The sequence below is a fragment of the Corynebacterium sp. MSK044 genome (genome assembly GCF_030232825.1).
Lineage (GTDB): Bacteria > Actinomycetota > Actinomycetes > Mycobacteriales > Mycobacteriaceae > Corynebacterium.
Window position 1 is genome coordinate 80,737 of record NZ_JASPJJ010000007.1, and the last position, 22,991, is coordinate 103,727.

23 protein-coding genes are annotated in these 22,991 nt (G+C 60.7%); 2 read left to right on the forward strand and 21 right to left on the reverse strand.

Annotation, left to right across the window (positions count from 1 at the left end; all coding sequences use genetic code 11):
- Positions 1 to 4: 4 nt before the first annotated feature.
- The 7 genes from QP994_RS06135 to QP994_RS06165 all read right to left on the reverse strand — a co-directional run bounded on the left by QP994_RS06135 (position 5) and on the right by QP994_RS06165 (position 7,072).
- Positions 5 to 1,072: a glycoside hydrolase family 25 protein gene (locus QP994_RS06135; protein WP_284865730.1), complete on the reverse strand. Its 1,068-nt coding sequence runs from the start codon at positions 1,070 to 1,072 to the stop codon at positions 5 to 7.
- Between the two features lie 61 nt (positions 1,073 to 1,133).
- A complete protein-coding gene (locus QP994_RS06140) occupies positions 1,134 to 2,270 on the reverse strand; it encodes a cysteine desulfurase family protein (protein WP_284865731.1) in 1,137 nt (378 codons plus the stop codon).
- Positions 2,271 to 2,274: 4 nt separating this feature from the next.
- Positions 2,275 to 3,228: an electron transfer flavoprotein subunit alpha/FixB family protein gene (locus QP994_RS06145; RefSeq protein ID WP_284865732.1), complete on the reverse strand. Its 954-nt coding sequence runs from the start codon at positions 3,226 to 3,228 to the stop codon at positions 2,275 to 2,277.
- Between the two features lie 13 nt (positions 3,229 to 3,241).
- Complete coding sequence (locus QP994_RS06150; RefSeq protein WP_284865733.1) at positions 3,242 to 4,027, reverse strand: electron transfer flavoprotein subunit beta/FixA family protein; 786 nt, start codon at positions 4,025 to 4,027, stop codon at positions 3,242 to 3,244.
- A gap of 41 nt (positions 4,028 to 4,068) precedes the next feature.
- Positions 4,069 to 5,295, reverse strand: coding sequence for a THUMP-like domain-containing protein (locus tag QP994_RS06155; RefSeq protein ID WP_284865734.1), 1,227 nt, complete (start codon positions 5,293 to 5,295; stop codon positions 4,069 to 4,071).
- A complete protein-coding gene (locus tag QP994_RS06160; protein WP_284854998.1) occupies positions 5,285 to 6,112 on the reverse strand; it encodes an NUDIX hydrolase in 828 nt (275 codons plus the stop codon). Before QP994_RS06160 ends, QP994_RS06155 begins: the two co-directional genes overlap by 11 nt.
- Before the next feature lie 99 nt (positions 6,113 to 6,211).
- Positions 6,212 to 7,072, reverse strand: coding sequence for an ABC transporter ATP-binding protein (locus QP994_RS06165; RefSeq protein WP_502870016.1), 861 nt, complete (start codon positions 7,070 to 7,072; stop codon positions 6,212 to 6,214).
- A gap of 133 nt (positions 7,073 to 7,205) precedes the next feature.
- Between QP994_RS06165 and QP994_RS06170 the strand changes: the two genes are divergently transcribed.
- Positions 7,206 to 9,224 carry a maltotransferase domain-containing protein gene (locus tag QP994_RS06170; protein ID WP_284865736.1) on the forward strand — a complete coding sequence of 673 codons (2,019 nt, stop codon included), beginning with the start codon at positions 7,206 to 7,208 and terminating at the stop codon, positions 9,222 to 9,224.
- A 39-nt stretch (positions 9,225 to 9,263) separates the two neighbouring features.
- Positions 9,264 to 11,456, forward strand: coding sequence for a 1,4-alpha-glucan branching protein GlgB (gene glgB / locus QP994_RS06175; RefSeq protein WP_284865737.1), 2,193 nt, complete (start codon positions 9,264 to 9,266; stop codon positions 11,454 to 11,456).
- A 16-nt stretch (positions 11,457 to 11,472) separates the two neighbouring features.
- Here the strand turns inward: glgB and QP994_RS06180 are convergent, their stop codons facing one another.
- The 14 genes from QP994_RS06180 to QP994_RS06245 all read right to left on the reverse strand — a co-directional run bounded on the left by QP994_RS06180 (position 11,473) and on the right by QP994_RS06245 (position 22,982).
- Positions 11,473 to 11,760 carry an Rv1322 family protein gene (locus tag QP994_RS06180; RefSeq protein WP_284865738.1) on the reverse strand — a complete coding sequence of 96 codons (288 nt, stop codon included), beginning with the start codon at positions 11,758 to 11,760 and terminating at the stop codon, positions 11,473 to 11,475.
- A gap of 4 nt (positions 11,761 to 11,764) precedes the next feature.
- On the reverse strand, positions 11,765 to 12,457 hold the full coding sequence (gene nucS, locus QP994_RS06185) for an endonuclease NucS (RefSeq protein ID WP_284855003.1): 693 nt from the start codon (positions 12,455 to 12,457) through the stop codon (positions 11,765 to 11,767).
- A 19-nt stretch (positions 12,458 to 12,476) separates the two neighbouring features.
- Positions 12,477 to 12,935: a DUF2550 domain-containing protein gene (locus tag QP994_RS06190; RefSeq protein WP_284855004.1), complete on the reverse strand. Its 459-nt coding sequence runs from the start codon at positions 12,933 to 12,935 to the stop codon at positions 12,477 to 12,479.
- A 131-nt stretch (positions 12,936 to 13,066) separates the two neighbouring features.
- Positions 13,067 to 13,429 carry a F0F1 ATP synthase subunit epsilon gene (locus QP994_RS06195; RefSeq protein WP_284855005.1) on the reverse strand — a complete coding sequence of 121 codons (363 nt, stop codon included), beginning with the start codon at positions 13,427 to 13,429 and terminating at the stop codon, positions 13,067 to 13,069.
- Between the two features lie 9 nt (positions 13,430 to 13,438).
- Positions 13,439 to 14,965 (reverse strand): F0F1 ATP synthase subunit beta, encoded by a 1,527-nt coding sequence (gene atpD / locus QP994_RS06200; RefSeq protein WP_102723766.1) that lies wholly within the window; start codon positions 14,963 to 14,965, stop codon positions 13,439 to 13,441.
- Between the two features lie 3 nt (positions 14,966 to 14,968).
- The gene (locus tag QP994_RS06205) at positions 14,969 to 15,943 is read right to left on the reverse strand and encodes a F0F1 ATP synthase subunit gamma (RefSeq protein ID WP_284855006.1); all 975 of its coding nucleotides are present in this window, start codon (positions 15,941 to 15,943) and stop codon (positions 14,969 to 14,971) included.
- A gap of 76 nt (positions 15,944 to 16,019) precedes the next feature.
- Entirely contained in the window at positions 16,020 to 17,699 is a 1,680-nt protein-coding gene (gene atpA / locus QP994_RS06210; RefSeq protein WP_284855007.1) for a F0F1 ATP synthase subunit alpha, read from the reverse strand.
- A 9-nt stretch (positions 17,700 to 17,708) separates the two neighbouring features.
- A complete protein-coding gene (locus tag QP994_RS06215; RefSeq protein ID WP_284855008.1) occupies positions 17,709 to 18,548 on the reverse strand; it encodes a F0F1 ATP synthase subunit delta in 840 nt (279 codons plus the stop codon).
- 8 nt (positions 18,549 to 18,556) lie between these two features.
- Positions 18,557 to 19,138 carry a F0F1 ATP synthase subunit B gene (locus tag QP994_RS06220; RefSeq protein WP_284865739.1) on the reverse strand — a complete coding sequence of 194 codons (582 nt, stop codon included), beginning with the start codon at positions 19,136 to 19,138 and terminating at the stop codon, positions 18,557 to 18,559.
- A 53-nt stretch (positions 19,139 to 19,191) separates the two neighbouring features.
- Positions 19,192 to 19,434, reverse strand: coding sequence for an ATP synthase F0 subunit C (locus QP994_RS06225; protein ID WP_034664082.1), 243 nt, complete (start codon positions 19,432 to 19,434; stop codon positions 19,192 to 19,194).
- Positions 19,435 to 19,542: 108 nt separating this feature from the next.
- The gene (atpB, locus tag QP994_RS06230) at positions 19,543 to 20,340 is read right to left on the reverse strand and encodes a F0F1 ATP synthase subunit A (RefSeq protein WP_284855010.1); all 798 of its coding nucleotides are present in this window, start codon (positions 20,338 to 20,340) and stop codon (positions 19,543 to 19,545) included.
- A gap of 375 nt (positions 20,341 to 20,715) precedes the next feature.
- On the reverse strand, positions 20,716 to 21,153 hold the full coding sequence (locus tag QP994_RS06235; protein ID WP_284855011.1) for a Cg1360 family ATP-synthase-associated protein: 438 nt from the start codon (positions 21,151 to 21,153) through the stop codon (positions 20,716 to 20,718).
- 11 nt (positions 21,154 to 21,164) lie between these two features.
- Entirely contained in the window at positions 21,165 to 22,313 is a 1,149-nt protein-coding gene (locus QP994_RS06240) for an MraY family glycosyltransferase (RefSeq protein WP_284865740.1), read from the reverse strand.
- A gap of 3 nt (positions 22,314 to 22,316) precedes the next feature.
- A complete protein-coding gene (locus QP994_RS06245; RefSeq protein WP_284855013.1) occupies positions 22,317 to 22,982 on the reverse strand; it encodes an L-threonylcarbamoyladenylate synthase in 666 nt (221 codons plus the stop codon).
- Positions 22,983 to 22,991 lie beyond the last annotated feature (9 nt).

Genomic DNA, 22,991 nt, shown 5'->3' on the forward strand with positions numbered 1-22,991 from the left:
GTAGCTACTTGGATTCGTTCTGCTTGTTCGCGTTATCCAGGAGGATAAGCAGGTCGCCCACGGAGTAGTCATCGCCGACCATCATCTTATTCAGGTCGTCGATCGGCAGGGTGCCGTTTTCAATCTGGCGGCGGGCGGTGTCCGCAATGTTGTGGGCATCACCAGCATCAAAACCAAAGTTCTGTGCAGCGTGCTCCACCTGCTCCGGCGCGAGGATGCCTGAGGCTAGGCCCAGGATTGCAGCGGCGAGAGCCGTGTTGGACTGCTCCAGAACCTGCAGTGAATCGGAGAAGTCACCCTCGATCGGCTGATCCTGCAATGGCTCCAGAATGCCACCGGTAGCATTGAAGTCACCCTCGGTGAAGCGCGCGAACTGGCCGTGGTTGCCGTTGAACAGGTTCAGGTCCACCGGAGTGTTAATGCCGGCCACGTTCCCGGACTCAGAGCGCTGCCAGATATCCACCTTGTCCCAGCCACCGACCGGTGCCGGCGCCTTGTTCTGGTAGGCGGCCAGCCACAGCGGATAGTCGGAGAACTCCTCAGCGTTGTCCATCTGTTCCAGCCAGAAGTAACGGTAGGTGTACAGCATCGGGCGACGGCCAGTCTCGTTCTCTACCTCAGTGAGGAACGTGCGCGTCCACTCCTTGAGCTCGTCCGGGTTCAGGCCCTCATCAACCTCAATGTCAAGGACCGGTGGCAGGGTCAGACCCGGCACAGAGTTGTAGGCACGGGCCAGGTTCTGCGCCTGCGAAACCGGGTCCTTTGCCGGGCGGGCGTAGTGGTAGGCACCCACTGCCATGCCGGAGTCAATGGCGCCCTGTGCGAATTTTGCGAAGGCATTGTCCGTGTAATCCTGACCTTCGGTCGCCTTGATGATGGCGAACTTGTGGTTATCGTCGCGCACCTCATGCCACGCGATGGAATCACCACCAGTGTCCTGGTGGTGGGAAACATCCACACCATTCACCCAATCAGCGGGGCTATCAGCGTGGACGTTGCCAGCGGCCATGATGCCGCCAAGGGCGATTGCAGCGGATGTGAGCAGGGCTGCGGGGCGCATAAAACGAGTCATGTTTTGCACCGTAGTGCACATTGGTCACACACGCCACATGCGACACGCAAAAACTTGAGTGCTAGAGCGACGCCACGCTCCGAGCTTTCTCAATCACATCGGGTAGAACGGCAATGAGATGGTCGATGTCCTCCTGCGTGGTGGTTCGACCGAGGGTGAAGCGCAAGGCACCGTCCGCATGATCATCGGGCAAACCCATTGCCTCAAGAACATGGCTGCGCTGATTCACACCGTTATTGCAGGCGGAGCCAGTGGATGCCTCAATGCCGTGACTGTCCAAAAGCATGATCATGGCATCACCGTTGGCCCCGGGGAAGATCAGATGCGCGTGGCCGGGGAGGACTTGGGGCGGGTGCTCTGTCCCAAGAACCGTGGCATAAGCGCCGGGGACTGTGTGAGTGATGGCGGCGATGAGCTCACGCCGAAGCTGTGTCAGGCGCTTGTTCTCAGCGTCCATTTCGGCACTGGCTTCTTCCAATGCGGCCGCGGTGGCAGCGGCGGCGGCAACGTCAACAGTTCCGGGGCGCAAGCCACGCTGCTGTCCCCCGCCAGTGAGCACCGGTGCAGGGGTTGGTGAGCGTCGAGCAAGCAAGACCCCCACTCCACGCGGGCCACCGAATTTATGGGCGCTGGCAGCAAGCGTTGTTGCCCCGAGGGAGTGAAAGTCCACGGGAAGATGACCAACCACTTGCACGGCATCCACATGGACAGGTGAGCCGGCGGCGGTGGCACGGGAAACGATCTCGGTGATGGGCTGAATCGCGCCCGTTTCATTATTCGCCCACATGCATGTGACCACCGAGGCGGGCTGATCGAGTGCATCAGTGAGCCCCACGACCCCATCCTGGCTAACCGGTAGCAGGTCAACGGATACGCCATGCTTGGCCAGGTCGGCGACAGTTTCGCGCACCGCCGGGTGCTCAATCGGGGTGGACACGATGCGCGCGCCAGGAGTCCCAGCGAAACCGCGGATGGCTAGGTTATCGGCCTCCGTGCCGGAGCCGGTGAAGATTACCTCGACGGGATCCGCACCGAGAATGCTCGCGATGGTTTCGCGAGCTTGGGCCAGCACCGCGTTGGCTTCACGGCCGGAGCGATACTGCCCACCGGGGTTGAGAAAATGGGCGTGTTCCACCCAAGTATCCACCGCCACCTGACGCATCGGCGTGGTGGCGGCGTGATCGAAGTAGCTCACCACGGGTTTACTGCTTGCGGGCCTGAAGTGCCTTGATCAACTCGGGCACGAACTCCTCCACATCAGCAACAACACCAATGTCGGAGATAGCAAAGATCGGCTCATCAGGGTCCTGATTCACAGCGACGATGGTGCCGGAAGTCTGCATGCCGGAGGTGTGCTGGATCGCACCGGAGATACCCAGTGCGATGTAGAGGTCCGGGGACACAGTCGCACCGGTCTGCCCCACCTGGGTCTCCGGGTCGGCGTAACCCAGATCGACGATGTCGCGGGTGGAACCAACGGCAGCACCGAGCTCATCGGCAAGCCCCTCCACGTACGTACGGAAGCCTTCCGCGTCGCCGATACCGCGGCCACCGGAGACAACCGTAGTGGCCTGGGTCAGCTCGGGACGATCACCACGCACCTTCGGGGTGAAGGATGTCACGCGAACATCGCGCTGAGTGGCGGCTGGAAGGGGCATGGGGGCGAGCTGACCAGCCGCAGCTTCCGGCACTGCTTTCACAGAGCCCGGGCGCAGCGTGTAAATCGGGGTCGCACCACCAGCAGCAGCGGTTGCGCTATACTCGCCACCGAAGATTTCATGGCGCGCGGTCTTATCTGGGGCGATGCCCACAACATTGGTCAATACTCCTGCGCCCAGGCGGGCAGCCAGGCGGCCAGCAATCTCATTGCCCGTTGCAGTAGCGGCGATGACAATCGGCGCTGGGTTCGCCGCACCGAGAGCCTGCAGCGCATCCACCTCAGGAGTGATCAGGCGCGAAGTGTAATCCGCAGCGGACGCATCAATGATCTGTGCAGCACCAAGTGCCGCCAACTCAGACGCCAGGGCAGCGGCGTCGCCCGGTGCGCCGACAACCACGGCGGACACAACACCTAGTGGACGCGCGGCGGTAATCAGTTCACCGGTGACGGGACTCAAGGTTGCGCCTGTGTGTTCAACAAGTACGTAGACGTGCATGAATCAAGGCTCCTTAAATGAGGTTTCGTTCGGCCAAGCGGTCAACAACCTGCGCGGCGATGTCGGAGGCACGACCTTCTAGGATCTCGCCACCAGCACGGGCAGGGATCTCGGTAGCAGCGGTGACAGAGGTCGCGGCATTTGCCAGACCCACCTGCGCCGGATCCACACCAATATCAGCCAGGCTCAGGCGCGTGATCTCATGCTTCTTCGCGGCCATCATGCCCTTGAAGTTGGGGAAGCGTGGCTTATCCGCCAGTTCCGTCACGGTGACCAGCGCCGGCAATGTTGCTTCCAGTTCCCACGTGCCATGGTCATCCTCACGGGTCGCGGCGATCACATCACCAGCAAGACGCAGACCATGCACCTGCGTCAAGGCCGGCACCTGGCGGTACTCCGCCAACAAGCCAGGCACAGCACCGGTCTCACCATCCGAGGACTGGTTACCCGCGATGACAAGAGCAACATCATCGAGTGTGTTCAGCACGTTGTGCAACGCCCAGGCGGTGCCGATGGCATCGGATCCGGCCAAGGTGTCGTCGATAAGCGAGACTGCATCATCCGCACCCATCGCGATCGCCTTGCGCAATGCTTCCTCGCAGCCTTCCGGCCCCATCGTGACAGCGACAACCTTGTAGTCGCCGGCATCACGCAGGCGCAGAGAAGCCTCAACGGCGTATTCGTTGATCTCATCGAGGACATTGTCCGCACTTGCGCGATCGAGCGTGTTGTCCGGCTCGAGGGTCTTCGCCGACCACGTGTCGGGCACGTTTTTCACCAGCACAGCAATGGTGGGCATGAAAAAATCACCTTCCGTCAAGATTTTTGCAAAGCCCAAGCCTAGCGCACTCGCGCACCGCAGATGAAGGCCGTGGCACCATCCCCCACCCGCGCAATGACCACGGCCATCGGCCGGGCGCCTTTCAGTTTCAACTTCGTGCGCAATTGATCAGGATTCACATCAACACCGCGCACGAGAATCTCCAACGCACCCGCGCCATGCGCTTGGAGTGCGGGCCGCAGCTTCTTCAACGGGACCTGCTCAATGAAAGGAAACCCCGAGTAGCCATCCGGCAGTACATCTCCCGACAAGTAAGCAATGTGCGGATCGAGCATGGTCAGCCCGTGCCGCGCGCCCCACTGTTGTACGAGGCCCGCGCGCACAATCGCACCATCCGGATCCACGATGAAGCTTCTTGGCTTATCGACGTCCACCGCACCCCCATCATCTGTCACCGTCTCCGTGAAACCGTCCCGGATGACCACTGCCTCCCGACGATGGTCCGCGAGATCCGGTGTGTAGAGGCACGCTTCTTTCACGCCACCGTCCACGCTGACCACGCTGACCAGCCCGTGCCAGTCCGAGTAGTCAATGCCCGGCGCACATTTAATGGCCAGCGCTGCACCGGGGTAAGCCTCGATGAGATCCGGCAGCGGTGGGATGAGCTTGGCCGGGTCTGTTATGCGACGCCCATCAGCCCGGCGCGCAGGGTCCGCCACAATGACTCGGCCAGGACCGGAGCCAGAACATGCGCGGATGCGAGGGCCGGAGCTGCTTGCCGGGGTGGTCACGGGTGCGAGGGCATCAGCTTGTGCCACCCAAGCCGTCCCGCTTACGCGGAACGACTGGGGCACGGGAAGCTGGAGATTGTGCCGCGCCATGAGCAGGCGCGTGTAGTCCAGGTCAGTGCCCAAGTATTCCATGCCAGCCGCGGTCATAGCGGGTGCTTCGGTACCGATGGAACACGTGACGTCGTGGACGAGGGAAGCCCCAGCGCGGGCGATACGTTCGGCGCGAACCTGCGCGACAGCGTGCGGGGTGGCTTGCTGCGCGGAATCATTATCGGCTAACCACTGTGTGCTGGCCTCCTCCCCGATCTTCGGAGCGAGGGTCCGGCGTGCCTGGATGAGCTCCATGACGGCGCGAGTGTGATCGCCGAACTGGCCGTGCAGTTTCTTGTGGTCCGCGATGGCGCTCTTCTTGGTCAGCTCGACTTCCTCGGCGGCAGCCGCGATCTTGTCGCCGTGTTCGATGAGGAAGCGGACCTCTTCTGGGCTAAAGCTCAAACTGCTTGCCCATCCGGTTGACGGGGTTGGATTCGAAGAGTTCACGGTAGCGCGGAATGTCTACTGGGTCTCCCACAACAGCTTCGATTGGCAGGCCTTTCACGTGCTCCATGATCTCGGCAACACTGTTGAACTCGGCGATGTCATGCAGCTGTGCCCACGTGGACGGTGCGAAGCGGACAAGGCCTTGGCGCCAGCCATCCAGCAGGAGGCTGGGCGGGAACCAGTTCGCGTCACTGGCCTCACCCGTGGTCACATCCGGTTCTTGGCCCTCGGGCAGCTCAGCGATGAAGGTGAAGGTGTCGAACCACACGCCCTTCTCCGACTTCCCTACCCAACGGCCCGAGGGCTTGAGCAAAGACGCATCCACGTCCAGGCCGGTTTCCTCCAGTAGCTCCGTGAACGAGAGCTCGTGGCTTTCCAGCCGTCTGCGGGCGTGGTGGAAGGGTCGGGCGTCGCTAAGGAGAGTGCCAGAGTCGTCGACAAGCAAGAGCGTGCCTGTTTCCTCGAAGAGCTCGCGTACAGCAGCGAACATGAGGGCGTGGGCTTGGCGCGGCTTGACGTCGAGCTGTTTGGCCAAGTCGCTCACGGATCGGCCGGACCACAACTGCTTCGCTTCGTCCTGGTTCGGCGGGAAATCACGGATATCCACACCACCACCGGGAAAGACCGTCATGCCGGGGTAATTAGCCATGGTGAGCACGCGTTCCTGCATCCACACCTCAAGGCCGTTAGCGCCATCGCGCACAAGGATCACCGTGGCCGAAAGGCGGCCATAGTTGATGCCTTTCATGTCTTCTTCATCACGCCGTGCCACGGTTCACCTCCTTACGCCTTTCCTCTTCCTGCTTCTACCCGTTTGATTCCTTTTGATCTCCGTTTGATTCCTTATCCCCGTTTGATCTTCGTTGGAAGATCAAACGCGGTGCGCGCCCCCTCGGGTTTCCCTACGGGCGAAGAAGCGATTGTCTTCTTTGGTGATCTTAATCGGCTGGTGGTACGCCTTGGTCAGGTTTTCACTGGTCAATACATCGTCGATAAGGCCTTGTGCGACCACGGAACCTTCATCCAGCAGCATGGCGTGCGTAAACCCGTAGGGAATTTCCTCTACATGGTGCGTGATCATGACAATGGCGGGCGCATCCGGGTCGAGCGCGAGATCGCTGAGATACCCCACGAGGTCCTCGCGGCCGCCGAGATCCAAACCAGCACCCGGCTCGTCCATGATGAGCAGCTCTGGGTTGACCATGATGGCGCGGGCGATGAGCACGCGCTTTTTCTCACCATCGGATAGTGTGCCCCAGCGACGGCCCAGCAGATGAAGGCCCCCAACCTGCTCGAGGGATTCGTAGACCTGCTCCACGTCTACGTCCTCATATTCCTCACGCCAGCGACCAACGACGGCATAGCCGCCGGAGATGACCACGTCCTCGACGATCTCATCGCCCGGCACACGGTCCGCCAGTGACGTCGTAGTCATGCCGATCACCGCACGCAGATCCCGCATATCTGTCTTGCCCAGCTGCTCCCCCAACACGAAGGCCGTGCCCTCCGACGGGAATTCCTGCGCCGAGGCAATCCGGATCAACGTGGTTTTACCTGCACCGTTCGGGCCGATGACCACCCAGCGTTCATCCAGCTCCACTTGCCAGTCAACGGGCGCCACCAGTGTGTGTCCCCCGCGACGGAACTCCACCCCCCGAAAGTCGATGAGAAGGTCAGGGTTGGTCGGCGCAAGATCAGAATGGTTTGTCGGTGCATTAGTCACGCCCACCATTGTGGCGCATTTTTTCCTCTTTCGGTGCCCCGACTCGGCGCGCCGTCCTCCGCTAGGCTGGGTGTGGACTTCTGCCCTGCTGTGAAACGGTTAGTGGCGCGACGGCAACACCGAACCGGACGAGGTGACATAAATGGCGATTGGCCGACTTGGAATCGATGACGTAAGGCCCCGCACCACCGACGGTGCCGTACCCACGAAAGCTGTGGTTGGGGAGGTTGTGCCGATCTCCGCGCTTATCTGGCGCGAAGGACATGATGCGATTTCCGCCACGGTTGTGGTCACGTCCCCCGATGGGCGCACGTTTAACCTTCCCATGACCGCGGAAGAGTACCGCCCCGACTACTGCCACGCTGTGTTTACCCCGGATAGCCCCGGCCAGTGGCGCTTCCATGTGGAAGCATGGTCGGACCCGATTGCCACCTGGCGCAATGCTGTGACCAAGAAGTCTGCTGCCGGACAGAGCGCAGTAGAGATGGACAATGACTTGATCCACGGTGCGGAGCTGCTCAACCGCGCTGCTAAAGGCTCTGCGGACAGTGCTCTCCTGCGTTCGGCGGCCAAGGCTTTGGAGGCCGAGGCCCCGCTGCGCGACCGTCTTGCACCCGCCTTGTCCCATGAGGTTGCGGCGGCTCTTGCTGCTCAGCCTCTGCGCGAATTGGTGACGGAGGGGCCGGAGTGTGCGGTGAACGTCGAAAGGCGAAAGGCCCTGTTTAGCTCCTGGTATGAGCTCTTCCCACGCTCGACGGGTGGCTGGGACGCAGAAGGCCACCCGGTGCACGGTACCTTTTCCACAACCGCTGAGGCGCTTCCACGCGTGGCTGCTATGGGCTTCGACACGGTCTACTTCCCGCCGATCCACCCGATTGGCACGCTCAACCGCAAGGGGCCGAATAACACTCTCGTGGCGGAAGAGGGCGACGTTGGTTCGCCGTGGGCCATCGGCTCCGCTGAAGGCGGGCACGACGCGATTCACCCCGAATTAGGGACGGAGAAAGACCTCCGTGCACTCATCGCACGTGCCCAGGAGCTCGGCTTGGAAGTCGCCCTAGATCTCGCGCTGCAGGCAGCCCCGGATCACCCGTGGGCCAAGACACATCCTGAGTTCTTCACCGTGCTGCCGGACGGCACCATCGCGTACGCCGAGAACCCGCCAAAGAAGTACCAGGACATCTACCCCATCAACTTTGATAACGCGCCGAAGAAGATCTATAAGGAGATCTACCGCGTGGTCATGCACTGGGTTGAGCTGGGTATTACCACTTTCCGCGTGGACAATCCGCATACCAAGCCCGCGAATTTCTGGCACTGGCTCATCGCAAAAGTCCACGAAACACACCCGGAAGTCATCTTCCTCGCCGAGGCTTTCACCCGTCCGGCGCGTCTGTTGGGTCTGGCCAAGGCCGGATTCTCACAGTCCTACACCTACTTCCCGTGGAAGACCACAAAGAAGGAACTCACGGGCTTCGCGTTGGACTGTGTGCGTGAGGCGGACATCTGCCGGCCATCCTTCTGGGTGAATACCCCGGATATCCTCCACGCGTTCATCCAAACCGGGAACCGCGCCGCCTTTGCTCTCCGCGCCACCCTCGCTGCCACGCTCAGTCCGCTGTGGGGCATGTACTCCGGCTTTGAGCTCTACGAACACGAGCCCGTCGCTCCCGGTAGTGAGGAATACCTCGACTCTGAGAAGTACCAGCTCCGACCGCGCGACTACCAAGGCGCACTGGACAACGGCGATTCCCTCGAGCCGTACATCACGCTGCTCAACCGCATCCGCCGCGATCACCCCGCCTTCCAGCAGCTGCGCAACCTCACGTTCCACACCGTGGACAATGAGCAGCTCATCGCGTACTCCAAATTCGATCCGGTCACCGGCGACAGCGTGCTCACCGTGGTCAATCTCGACCCCACCTACACGCAAGAGGGCATGATCACGCTCAACATGGAAGCCCTCGGTCTCTCGCCCGCCGCTTCCTTCACCGTCCACGACATGGTCACCGGCGCCGAATACGAATGGAGCATGCGCAATTACATCCGGTTGAGCCCCGTGGAAAATGTCGCGCACATCTTCCGCCTCCCGCTTATCGACGAAACCTTGCGCACCCCACTCGCCTTCCGACACCTCGCCGATGAGGACTACCGCCCGTAGGATGGGCCAACAATAGTGCCCGAAAGGAAACATTCCGACATGACTGACCTCGACCCCGCCCTGCTGATCCCCGACGCCGACCGCGAGCGCCTCGTGCAATGCCAGCACCACGCCCCGCATGATTTCTATGGGTGGCACGCAACACCGACGGGCTCCGTGATCCGCACTCGCATCCTCGGCGCCACACACGTTGAGGTGCTCATCCACAATCAGGGCCTGCCCATGACCCCCATCGGGGATGATATTTGGGTCATCGGGCTTGAGGATGAACTCACGCCTGATTACCGCTTCCAGGTGACCTACCCGGAGGGCGACCCAGTTGTTATCGCTGACCCGTACCACTTCCTGCCCACTTTGAGCTCCTTCGACTTGCATCTCATCGGTGAGGGCCGCCACGAGCGCCTGTGGGAAGTCCTGGGCGCCAACAGCCACACCTACACCACATCCATGGGGCAGGTCTCCGGCACCTCTTTCGCTGTGTGGGCTCCCAACGCTAAGGGCGTTGCTGTTGTCGGTGAGTTCTGCAATTGGAACCCCAACCAGTACCCCATGCGCACGCTCGGTTCGACCGGCGTGTGGGAAATCTTCATCCCTGGCATCGGCCCGGGGACGGAGTACAAGTTTAAGGTGCAGGGGGCGGATGGACGGGTCGTCGATAAGGCGGACCCGATGGCGAAGCAAACGAAGAACCCACCGGAAACCGTCTCTGTGGTCGCGGGCGGCGAAGAGTACTCCTGGTCCGACCACGAATGGATGGCTGCACGCCCAGGGATCGACGCCACGAATTCGCCCATGAGCATCTACGAGGTCCACATCGGCTCGTGGCGCGTCGGCTACGGCTACCGTGAGCTCGCGGAAGAACTCGTGCCGTACCTCGTCGAACACGGCTACACCCACGTCGAATTCCTCCCCGTTGCCGAGCACCCCTTCGGCGGCTCCTGGGGCTACCAGGTCACCGGCTACTATGCCCCCACCGCACGCTGGGGCTCCCCGGAAGACTTCAAATTCCTCGTGGATACGCTGCACCAGGCCGGCATCGGTGTCATCGTCGACTGGGTTCCCGCGCACTTCCCCAAAGACGACTGGGCACTCGCACGTTTTGACGGCACCGCCCTCTACGAACACCCCGACTGGCGCCGTGGTGAACAAAAGGATTGGGGCACTTACGTCTTCGACTTCGGGCGCAACGAAGTACGCAACTTCCTCGTGGCCAACGCCCTGTACTGGCTCGAGGAATACCACTTGGATGGACTGCGCGTCGACGCGGTGGCCTCCATGCTCTACCTGGACTACTCACGCCAACCCGGCGAGTGGGTGCCCAACCAATTCGGAGGGCGCGAAAACCTTGATGCGGTTCAGTTCCTCCAGGAATTCAACGCGACCGTGCACCGCGAGCACCCGGGGATTGTGACCATCGCGGAGGAATCCACCGCGTGGCCCGGCGTCACTGCACTCACATCTGCTGACGGCCTTGGTTTCTCCCTCAAGTGGAACATGGGCTGGATGAATGACACCCTCCGGTACTTCTCCGAAGATCCGGTGCACCGCTCCTACCATCACAATGAGATCACCTTCTCGCTGGTCTACGCCTTCTCTGAGAAGTACGTGCTGCCGTTCAGCCACGATGAAGTCGTCCACGGCAAGGGCTCCCTGTGGTCCCGTATGCCCGGTGATGCCTGGAATAAAGCCGCCGGTGTACGCACCCTGTTTGCGTACATGTTCTCCCACCCCGGCAAGCAACTCATGTTCATGGGCTGCGAGTTCGGCCAAACTACCGAATGGGCTGAAGCTGGCTCCATCAACTGGGACAACCTCGAAGGGTGGGACAGCGAATACCACCACGGCATCCGCAGCCTCGTGCGCGATCTCAACCACTTCTACCGGGACACCCCTGCGCTCTACAGCCAGGACAACACCCCGATGGGCTTCCAGTGGATCAAGGGCGATGACTCACAGAACAACATCCTCGCCTACATCCGCTGGGGCGCTGATGGCACGCCACTGCTCACGGTGATCAACCTCTCCGGCAACTCGCAGGTGGACTACCGCCTTGGCCTGCCACGCGCTGGCGAATGGGAGCTCGTGCTCAACACTGATGACGAGCGCTACCAGGGTGCCGGCAACCCATTGGCTGATGTCGTGGGCACGGAGGACACCTCCTGGGACAGCTTCGAGCAGTCCGCCGTGTTCCACATCCCGGCGATGAGCGTGCAGTACTACCGCATGCGCTAAGGCTCGCCGAGTCTTCTTAGCGCGCGGCCCAACAGTGGCGGTGCCAATGGTGGCGATCATCAGCGCGCCCACCCGTGTCGCGAGGCCACGCAACGACGTGCGCAACACCAGGCGGAATGTTCTGGTTGCAGCGCGGGCAGATGTAGAACTTCGTGGCGGAGGCTGACCCCATCTGACGCACGAGGTACATCTCCCCGTTCGCCCAACTCGGGTCCTCTTCTTCACGGGTGCCCCAGTACGCGCTGCCATCCCGTGGTAGCGGACGTGGCGCTCTGCCCGTGGCTCGGCGATTTCGGCGTGGCATATCGCTAGAACAGGCGGAGTTCGTTCGACTCGATGCCACGCAGCTCGTCATAGTCGAGCGTCACGCACTCAATGCCACGGTCTTCCGCCAAGGTTCGAGCTTGAGGCTTAATTTCCTGTGCCGCAAACACGCCACGAACCGGACGCAGCAGCGCATCGCGGTTGAGCATCTCCACGTAGCGCGTAAGCTGCTCCACACCATCAATCCCACCACGGCGCTTGACCTCAACGGCAACCGCCGCACCGTTCTCATCGCGCGCCATGATGTCCACCGGCCCCAATGGCGTGGGGTATTCCCGGCGGACGAGAGTGAAGCCGTCACCGAGCGTCTCAATATGATCTGCGAGCAATTCCTGCAGGTGCGCTTCCACGCCGTCTTTGATCAAACCGGGGTCCTCACCGAGCTCATAGGTCACATCCGCGTGAATCTCCTCAATGGTGACACGCAACTGCTCCCCTTTCGGGTTCTCCACGACCCACAAGGCAGCGCCAGTGTCCTCCCCATCCACATCCACGATCGCCTCTTCGGTGATCGTGCACGGCGGCGTCATCCAATTCAACGGTTTATAGGCACGATCATCCGCATGAACAGACAAAGAGCCATCAGCTTTAACCATGATCAGGCGGTCCGCGAGCGGCAGGTGAGCATCAAGCCGACCAACATAATCCACGGAGCACCGGGCGATAACAAGACGCATGGCCTCCACCCTAGCCGGGCTACTGGTTTGTGCGGAACGCGCGGTGGTGCAAATCGTTCATATCAGTGCGCACTTGACGACGATCCGGGGCCGACTCCAACCACGACACCAACGCCATTCCCGTGTGCTGATCGCACGCAAACTCATACTCGCGCCCGTCTGCAGAAAAAATTAAGACCACCTCGACCCCGGGCATAAACTCCCGTTCGGTCTCGGTGGCCTCACGTCTACCAGTGACATGAATAGCGTTGCGGCTCAGCACCACGTCTGCCCCAAAGGACAGAGAGCGCAGCATGTAGAAGGTCATCCTGGAACCGCTGTAACGCACAATGCCATGACGCCAACCGTGCACGCTCTCCGCCGGCAGCGCACGCATGAGCGCCTGAGTTCCGGTCTTGCGCACTGCAACGAACCGCCACAATCCCGCCGCGGAGAAGACTGCCGCGACAAGGCCAAGAGCGATCCAGAGCACGTTCATAGCGAAGCATTCTAGTCAGCCGCACGCGCGGTTTGTACCGTCGAAAGTTGGGGGTTTTGGCGCGGATAAGCAAAAGCGACCCCCGCCCTCCCACACAGGGAAGTCGGGGGTCAAAGAAAATGCCGGAGAACCTAGGCGCTGCCCTTACGACGCAGGGCCGCCTGCTCGGCTTCGTGGCGAGCCTTCGCAGTCGGATCATTCTCATCGAACGCTTCGTTAGCATCCACCTCATCGGCGAAGATAGCAAAGTCGGCGAGAATAGTGACCTTGTTGCCCGTCACAGAGACGAACCCGCCCTGAACAGCCGCAACAATCTTGTCGCCGCTGGTCGGGGTGATGGTCACGACACCGTTATCCTTGAGCTGGCCCAAGAACGGCTCGTGGCCAGGCAGCACGCCGATCTCACCTTCGGTGGTTTGAGCGGTGACAATGGATGCCCCGCCCTTCCACAGCATGCGGTCAACCGATACCAGTTGCGCGGTGATTTCAGCCATGAGCTACTCCTACTTCTCTTGCAGCTTCTTGTATGCAGCCTCGACGTCATCCAGACCGCCGAGGTTGTTGAAGGCCTGCTCCGGGTAGTGGTCAAACTCACCGGTAGCGAGCTTGTCGAAGGCGTCAATGGTCTCCTCGAGCGGAACGTAAGAACCTTCGTCACCGGTGAACTTCTTAGCAACGAAGAAGTTCTGGCCGAGGAAGCGCTGGATCTTACGAGCACGCATAACGGTGATCTTGTCGTCCTCAGAGAGCTCGTCCATACCCAGGATGGCGATGATGTCCTGCAGCTCCTTGTTCTTCTGCAGAATGTTAATCACCTTCTGAGCAACCTCGTAGTGGCGCTCGCCGACAATGCCCGGCTCCAGAATGCGGGAGGTCGAGGTCAGCGGGTCCACAGCCGGGTAAATACCCTTCGAGGCGATGGAACGAGAAAGCTCGGTGGTTGCATCCAGGTGAGCGAACGTGGTCGCCGGAGCCGGGTCGGTGTAGTCATCTGCCGGCACGTAAACGGCCTGCAGGGACGTAATCGAACGGCCCTTGGTCGAGGTAATGCGCTCCTGGAGAACACCCATCTCATCAGCCAGGGTCGGCTGGTAGCCCACTGCAGACGGCATACGGCCGAGCAGCGTGGACACCTCAGAACCTGCCTGGGTGAAACGGAAGATGTTGTCGATGAACAGCAGCACGTCCTGGTTCTGAACATCGCGGAAGTACTCCGCCATGGTCAGACCAGACAGGGCGACGCGCATACGCACCCCTGGCGGCTCATCCATCTGGCCGAAGACAAGGGCGGTATCCGGAAGGACGCCCATGTCATCCATCTCGAGGAAGAGGTCCGTACCCTCACGCGTACGCTCACCGACGCCGGCGAAGACCGACGTACCCGAGAACTCGCGTGCAATACGGGTAATCATCTCCTGAATAAGAACGGTCTTACCCACACCTGCACCGCCGAAGAGGCCGATCTTGCCGCCCTTCACGTACGGGGTGAGCAGGTCAATGACCTTAATACCGGTCTCGAGGATCTCGGTCTTACCTTCGAGGTCCTTGAAGGCAGGCGGCTCGCGGTGGATGCCCCAACGCTCACCGTCCTTGCCCACGGAAGGATCATCAAGGCAGTCGCCGAGTGCGTTGAACACGTGGCCCTTGACCTGGTCGCCGACCGGCACCGAAATCGGGTTACCGGTGTCAACAACCTTGGCACCGCGGACGAGGCCGTCGGTCGGGGCCATGGCGATGGTGCGCACGAGGCCATCGCTCAGGAACTGAGCAACCTCGAGCGTCACGGTCTTTGCAACTGCCTCGAGCTCGACCTCGACGTGCAGCGCATTGTAGAGTTCCGGCAGTTCGCCGCGTGGGAATTCCACGTCGACGACTGCGCCGATGACGCGAACGACACGGCCGTTGTCCGAACCCTGCGGCTTCTGGCCTTCGCCAGCACCGGTGTTCGCGACGGTACCGGAGGCTGCGACGTTGTCCTCAGCCCCGGTCGGCTCGTCGTTACGCTCATCAAAAGATTGAGCTGTAGTCATGATTTAGTCACTTTCTCCGCTACCGGACAACGCGCCAGCGCCGCCGATAATCTCGGTGATTTCCTGGGTAATCTTCGCCTGACGGAGCTGGTTCGCTTCACGCGACAGCTCCCCGGCAAGTTCAGTTGCGTTGTCCGTTGCGTTCTTCATCGCTGTACGACGTGACGCAGATTCCGCTGCGGACGCTTCCAAGAAGATCGAGTAGAGCGACCTGGAAACGTACGCGGGAAGCAGCTGCTCCATCAGAGTCTCTGCATCCGGCTCAAAGTCCATGTCCGGCTGCACAGAGCCCGAAGTGGTGAGCAAATCTTCCTGCTCGAACTCGATGTCTTCAAAGACCGGCTCGATCGGAAGCAGCTGGTGGACAGTAGCCTCCTGCGACAGCATGGATACGAACTTCGTGTACACAACATGCACCTGATCAAAACCGATAACCGGCTGACCTTCCGGTGCACGCAGGCCTTCACGCCACGCTGCTTCGCCTTCGGAGCTTGCCTGGAAGCCGTGGATCATGTGGTGACGCACATCGTGCGTTGCTTCCCACGACGGATCCTGGGACCACCCAGTCCACGCGCCCGCAATCTCCTGATCACGGAAGTCGTAGTGGGTGACGCCCTTTCCACCGGTGACATAGCGGACTACGTCATAGCCGGACTCGTTGAGCATCTTCTCAAGCTCGGCAGCCTTCTTAAGAACGTTGTGGTTGTAGCCACCTGCCATGCCGCGGTCAGACGTGACCACGAGCATTGCGGCGACCTTGCCATTCTCACGCTCATGAAGCATCGGGTGGTCCAGGGATGTTGCAGCGGCAAGCCGCTCCATGACGTCCTGCATCTCGTTGGCGTACGGCTGTGCCGCAGCAACGCGCTGCTGGGCCTTGGTGATGCGCGAAGTAGCGATCAGCTCCTGGGCCTTGGTGATCTTCTTCGTTGAGTTGACTGACCGGATTCGGTCACGCAATTCGCGAAGTGTTGCCATGGTGTGTGCTCCTCCCTTCTCTTAAGTCGTTTCTTTTCAAAGTGTGAATTTTCGCGTTAACCGGTTTGAGTTCCGGTTAGTCACGCTTCTGCGACTTGCGAGAAATGGTGAGCTTGTTCTTGGACACCTCATCGGAATCCAAAGCCTCAGCTTCCGGCTCACGCACGATGTGCTCGTCGTCGGAGGTCTGGAAGGACGCAGCGAAGCGCTCATTGGCGCTGAGCAGCGTTGCCTGGGACTCGTCGGAAAGCGCTGCACCACCGTCGATCTGCGCGTAGACCTCAGGGGCCTCGGCGCGGATGAACTCATGGAGCTCTGCCTCGTAACGGCGAACGTCAGCGACGGGAACGGAGTCGAAGACGCCCTCGTTAGCGAGGAAGATGGAGATGATCTGGAACTCCACCGGCTGCGGCGAGTTCTCAGACTGCTTCAGCAGCTCAACGAGGCGCTGGCCGCGCTCGAGCTGGCGCTTGGACGCATCATCCAGGTCAGAGGCGAACGCCGCGAAGGACTCGAGGTCGCGGTATGCGGCCAGGTCCAGACGCAGGTTACCGGCAACCTTCTTCATGCCCTTGGTCTGCGCTGCGCCACCGACACGGGACACGGAGATACCCACGTCAATAGCCGGGCGCACACCCTGGTTGAAGAGGTCGGACTGGAGGAAGCACTGACCGTCCGTAATCGAGATGACGTTGGTCGGAATAAAGGCACCGACGTCGTTCGCCTTGGTCTCGATGATCGGAAGTGCGGTCAGGGAACCTGCACCCAACTCGTCGTTCAGCTTCGCTGCACGCTCCAACAGGCGGGAGTGCAGGTAGAAGACGTCACCCGGGTAAGCCTCGCGGCCCGGCGGACGACGCAGCAGCAGCGAGATGGCACGGTATGCCTCAGCCTGCTTGGTCAGATCATCGTAGATAACCAGGACGTGGTTGCCCTGGTACATCCAGTGCTGGCCCAGTGCTGCACCAGCGAACGGTGCAAGCCACTTGAAGCCTGCGGAGTCGGAGGCCGGAGCAGCCACGATGGTGGTGTACTCCAGAGCGCCGTTCTCCTCGAGGGTGCGGCGCACGCCTGCGATGGTCGAGCCCTTCTGGCCGATAGCGACATAGATACAACGAACCTGCTTGTTCTTGTCGCCGGTCTCCCAGAAAGCCCTCTGGTTAAGGATGGTGTCGATGCAGACCGCGGTCTTACCGGTCTTACGGTCACCAATGATCAGCTGGCGCTGGCCACGGCCGATCGGGGTCATCGCGTCAATAGCCTTGATGCCAGTCTGCATCGGCTCCTCGACCGGCTGACGGTCAAGCACGCCTGCAGCCTGAAGCTCCAGCACACGCTCTTCGTCGGACTCGATCGGGCCCAGGCCGTCAATCGGCTGACCCAGTGGGTTGATCACGCGGCCGAGGAAGTTATCCCCAACCGGGATGGACAGGACCTCTCCGGTCCTCACAACTTTGTCGCCCTCGGAAATCGTCTCAAAATTACCCAAGACCACGACACCAATGGAGTCGGTCTCAAGGTTCTGAGCGACGCCAATGACGCCATTCGGGAACTCAAGCAGCTCGTTGGTCATGCAGCCCGGCAGCCCGGAAACCTGGGCAATACCATCTGCAGCCGACGTCACCGCGCCGACCTCCTCACGGGAGGCCTCCGCGGAGTAGCTCGAGGTGTAGTTCGCTATCGCGCTACGGATCTCATCGGAGGAGATCGTCAGCTCCGCCATGTTCTTCCTGCTCTCGGTAGATTCTTCCAGCATATTTTTGTTCTAGTAAGCCGTGTTGGCAGCCATGTCGGCACGCAGGCGGGCAAGCTTGCCTCGCGTGGAGCCGTCAATCTGCTCGTCGCCAACGCGGATGGTCACACCGCCGAGGAGGCTGGGGTCAACCTCAGTGTGGATAGCCATCTCGCGGCCGTAAATCTTGCCTAGCTTTTCTGCCAATGCGTCGCGCTGAGAAGCGGAAAGCTCCGTAGCAGAGGTGACCTCTGCAACAGTCTTGCCGGTCAACTCGGCCGATTCACGGGAAATGCCCGCGATATCGTCAACCGGGTTCTTCTCGGGACGACCCACCACCTGGAGCGCCAGGGCTTCGGTGTACATAGACACCTTGCCGTAGAGCACGTTGGCCAGAAGGGATCGCTTCTGGTCTGCGGTGGCAGTGCGGTCGGACAGCAGCTGGGTGAGTTCGCTTTCGCGCTCGAGGAGGCGGGAAAGTGCGAAGAGCTCCTCTTCAACAGTTTCCAACTTGCCTTCGCTCTCTGCGCCGCGCAGAAGTGCGCGACGGCCCAGGTGGACGAGTCCTGCACGGAACTCGCGCGGCGTGGACCAGACCTGTGCTGCTGCCTCACGCAGGATGTTCAACGTTGGCTCGGCGACTTTACCGCCGAAAACCTCACTGATGATCCCGGTGCGCTGCTCTTCCTTGAGGGAAGCATCAGCAACGGCGACGCGCAGGGTGCGGTCCTTCTCAAGCTGGTCCACAACGAGGAACAGCTCGGTGCCGGTCTGGGCTGCTACGGAAACGGTGTCAGCGCTGTCGGTGTCGCGGATGAACGCGTCCAGTTTCTGCGCGACATTCGACAGTGCTTCGCGGCTCGCTGCTCTCATCGACGCCCTCACTTCCGGGTAGCCGAGCGTGCGGACACGGTGTCCAGCTGGCTCAGGAAGTTGTCGATGGTGTTGGAGCGACGGGTGGAATCCGACAACTCGGTGCCGAGGAGTTCCTCGGCGAGGTTGATGGAGTTCTGGCCCAGCTCGTTGCGAAGCTCTGCGACGACCTGCTCACGCGAGGCCAGCAGCTGCTTCTCACCGGATTCGACAATGCGACGGGACTCTTCCTCAGCCTTGGTGCGTGCCTCTGCTTCGATCTCCTTGCCCTTTTGACGGGCAGCTTCGCGGATCTCAGCAGCTTCGGCGCGTGCCTCAGCGAGTTGAGCGTTGTTCTTTTCCAGAGCAGCCTTGGCCTGTGCTTGTGCGGTCTCAGCCCGCTCGATACCGCCCTTGATCTTGTCTTCGCGCTCCGCGAGCACTTCCTGGAACTTCGGAAGCACAAACTTCCAGAAGAGGAGGAAGATCACGAGGAAGACGACGAGAGACCAGACGATGTCGTAAGCCTTCGGCAGCAGGATGGAGTTACCGCCCTCAAGCGGCAACTGCTCTGCCCCCTCGGCTGCAAGTAGGTAGATGACGTTCGTCATGCGGTGCTCCTGATCTAAATGGTTTTATGAAACTTCTGGGTTAAGGAGTTTCTTTAGAACAGGAAGCCAGCGACCAGGCCGATCAGGGCCAGAGCCTCGACGAAGGCGATACCCAGGAACATGGTGGTACGCAGCTGGCCAGCCATCTCCGGCTGACGTGCCATGCCCTCGACGGTCTTGCCGACGAGGATGCCGATGCCGAGGCCCGGGCCGATGGTTGCGATGCCGTAGCCGATGGTGCCGAGGCCGGTGTACTTGGTAGCTTCTGCTGCCTGGGCGAGGATGATCTCGTTCATGGAAAGTCGTTCCCTTTCTTGGTGCCCGGCCCTTAGGTCAAGGCCCGAGCGGTGACAAAGTGTATGTGGGGTTATTCAGTTGGCCAGTGTCAGTCAGTTCGCGCCTGACTAGTGCGAATCTGCGTGCAACGACAGTTCGATGTACACCGCGACCAGAAGGGCGAAGATGTACGCCTGCAGGAAGATAACAATCAACTCGTACAGGGTGAACAGGATCGCTGCGATCAGGGTCATGCCACTCAGTGCCGTCCAAGCGTTCAGCTGCCAGAAGAAGAAGTTCGTAGCAGAGTACAGAAGGACGAGAATGATGTGGCCAGCCAGGAAGTTCGCCATAAGACGAAGAGCCAGGGTGACCGGTCGCAGAATGAATGTCGAGAAGAACTCGATCGGCACCACCAGAAGGTGAAGCGCCGGAGGCAAGTTAGGAATCACGAGTGAGTGCTTCACGTATTTGCCGAAGCCGTGACGGGCTGCGCCCGCGTAGATCATGGTGATGTACCCGACCACTGCCAGCACGATCGGAAGACCGATACGGGAGCTAGGCGAAATGTTCAGGCCAGGAATGATCGTGGCCACGTTCATGAAAAGCACTGTGAAGAAGATCGTGGCGATAACCGGAAGGAATCGACGACCCTCCTTCTTGCCCAAGATGTCCTCAGCGATGTGCAGACGGACGAAGTCCACTGCGACCTCACCAAGGTTTTGCAGACCCGACGGAACCAGCTTGGGGTTCCGGAAGGCGATTGCAAAAAGAACCACAAGGATGAGCGCCATAACCAGGCGCACAATCATGATGCGGTCCAGCGCGAACCAACCGCCGAGGAAGTCCTCCCCCAGCATTTGGCCGTAGTATTGCCCCGGGAAAAATTCTGGGTCCAGTTCGGGTGCGTGGAAGCTACCCTTCATGGCCAAAGTTGCAACGCTCAGCGTTCTCTCCCGTTCTCGGGCCGCACAATTTTCATGTGCGGTGCGATGGACGTCTTCAAAATCTGCCATCCGCGGCGGACTCCGTCGCACATCAGCTACCGCGGTGCAGGGGATGATCTAGAAGAAGCGGGCGGATAACCCCAAAAGGTGTAGCTCTCTCCTTCTAACCCGCGATTAGCCTATCAGCCGTTCGACATAATCGGGCATGTTGGGGGGAGCTTGTCGCACCCGAAAGTGGGCACTAAGCAATTAAGACGCATTCAGACTGGTCAAAGGGGTTTGTTAGCTCAGTCACAGGAGCCCAACAGGGGGAGAGAAAAAGACGCCCGCATCCTACCCCAGCTATCCCGCGTCCTACCCCACGTAGGTGGCGCGCGTGGTCATGATGCCCCAGACTTCAGAGCCCAAAACAACGATGAGCGCCAGGATGACAGTCACGCCGAGCGCAGCAGTGTCGTAAAAATCCATGCCGCGCAGTACAAAGAGCACCGCGATCAGCACGACGAGCTTGAGCATCCAGCTTCCCAGCACGACAGCCATCGTGGTGCTTGGTGTCGTATTCGCTGTAGCCAACACCGAAATCACCGTAAGAAGAACGAATCCGCCACCGATTGCGGCGCCAATGAGCACGCCCCAAATACCGGGCAAATCCCGCATCCCACCCCAGATAGCCAGAGAGACGATGGTGAGAACAACAAGCGCCCAGCCACCGAGCTTAAGGGCGCGCTTGAGGGGCGCCTGCGGGTCGTCGAAGTCAGCGGGATTGGATGCGGGGGTGGTTGAGGAAGTCACGGGCACAGATTCTACCTATCTGGACTGACGGGGCCGATCTTGCCCTGAAGCACTGGCACAGCCGTGGCGGCTGCTGCAAGCACAACCGCCACGATGAGCACCATGGCGGCGTAGCGCGCGGGAATGATGGAGAAGCTCACCGCACCAAAGCCAATGGCGGAGACCCACATGTACAGCACTAGGACCGTGCGACGGTGAGTGTGACCGAGGGCAAGCAACCGGTGGTGGATGTGCTGCCGGTCGGCCGAAAAGGGGCTTTTCCCCTGGGAGACACGCCTAACTACCGCCATGATGAGATCAGCCACCGGTAGTGCAATCGCCGCGAGGACAACAATGAAGGGGCTGATCAAAGCGACGAAGTCTGCCGTGCCGTACAGGGCCATGTTGATCTTGCCGGAAGCCGAAATGGAAGCGGCGGACAGCAGCAGACCAATGAGCATGGCGCCGGTATCCCCCATGAATATTCGGGCGGGTTCAAAGTTGTGTGGCAGGATGCCTGCACACATTCCCACCATTCCGGCGCAGATGATTGCAGGCGGGTAGGCGGAGACTGCCCCACCTTGGTCATGGAGCAGCGTCAGAGAAAACAGCAAGATCGCGCCACCGGCGATAAGCCCCAGCCCGGCGCACAACCCATCGATACCGTCGACAAAGTTGAAGGCATTCACCAAGGTCACTGTGATGAGCGTGGACAGGATGATGCCCTGGGTGCGGTCGAGGATGAGGGTGGTGCCACCGTCGATAGGCAAAAAAATGATGTTGTAGGACAGGCCCATCACGGAGACAGTGAGGGCCGCCAACACCTGCCCAGCGAATTTGGCTAACGCGCCGAGTTCATAGAGATCGTCAATAATGCCCACGACCACGATGAGGAAGGCACCCACGACAACCGCTGTCATCTCAGGTGTGACGGGGGCGAAACCGCGGGTGAGCGCAGGCAGTTGCAACGCTAGGAAGACAGCGGATAAGAAGCCCGTGAACATGGCCACGCCACCCAAACTTGGGGTGGGTTGCGTGTGTACATCACGCGCACGGATCTCTGCGACACGGCCGGTGCGCACGAGATAGGAGCGCACAGGTCCAGTAGCCAGGTAGGTGATCACGGCCGCGACCAGAATGACCAAACCCAGCTCGCGCAGGGGGACGCCAGTTCCCGTCATAGGTTAGCGGTCCTTCCGCCGCAGATCCTCCGGGTCAATGCCCAGCACTTCACCAATGCGTTCCGGGGAGATAGCACCTTCACGCAGAATCACAGGACGAGGTCCGGAAATATCAATGATGGTGGAGGGCTCCCCCACCTCCGCTTGGCCGCCGTCAAGGTACGTCTGCACGGCTTCACCGAACTGATTGCGCGCACCCACAGCGGTCACCGCAGGTGGCTGGCCGGAGATGTTCGCGCTCGACACAGCCATCGGGCCGACTTCACGCAGCAGCTCAATAGCAACCGGCTGCAGCGGCATACGCAGAAGGACGGTGCCGCGGGTATCACCCAAGTTCCATGGCAGGGACGGAGCTTCCGGCACCACGATGGACAGGCCACCTGGCCAGAACGCCTCGACGAGGGTTTTCGCGGTGTCCGTGAATTCACGCACCAGACCCTGAATCGTGGTCCACGAGCCCACGAGCACCGGAATCGGCATGTCCGGTCCACGTCGCTTCGTGGCTAGCAACTTGGCGCAGGCATCCGGGTTGAATGCGTCCGCACCAATTCCATACACGGTATCGGTGGGCAGCACCACACATTGACCAGCCTTAACGGCGGCTGCTGCGGCTTCAATCCCTTTCTTGCGGCCCTGTGGGTCCAGGCAGTCATACACTCTGCTCGGCATCGGCGGTGA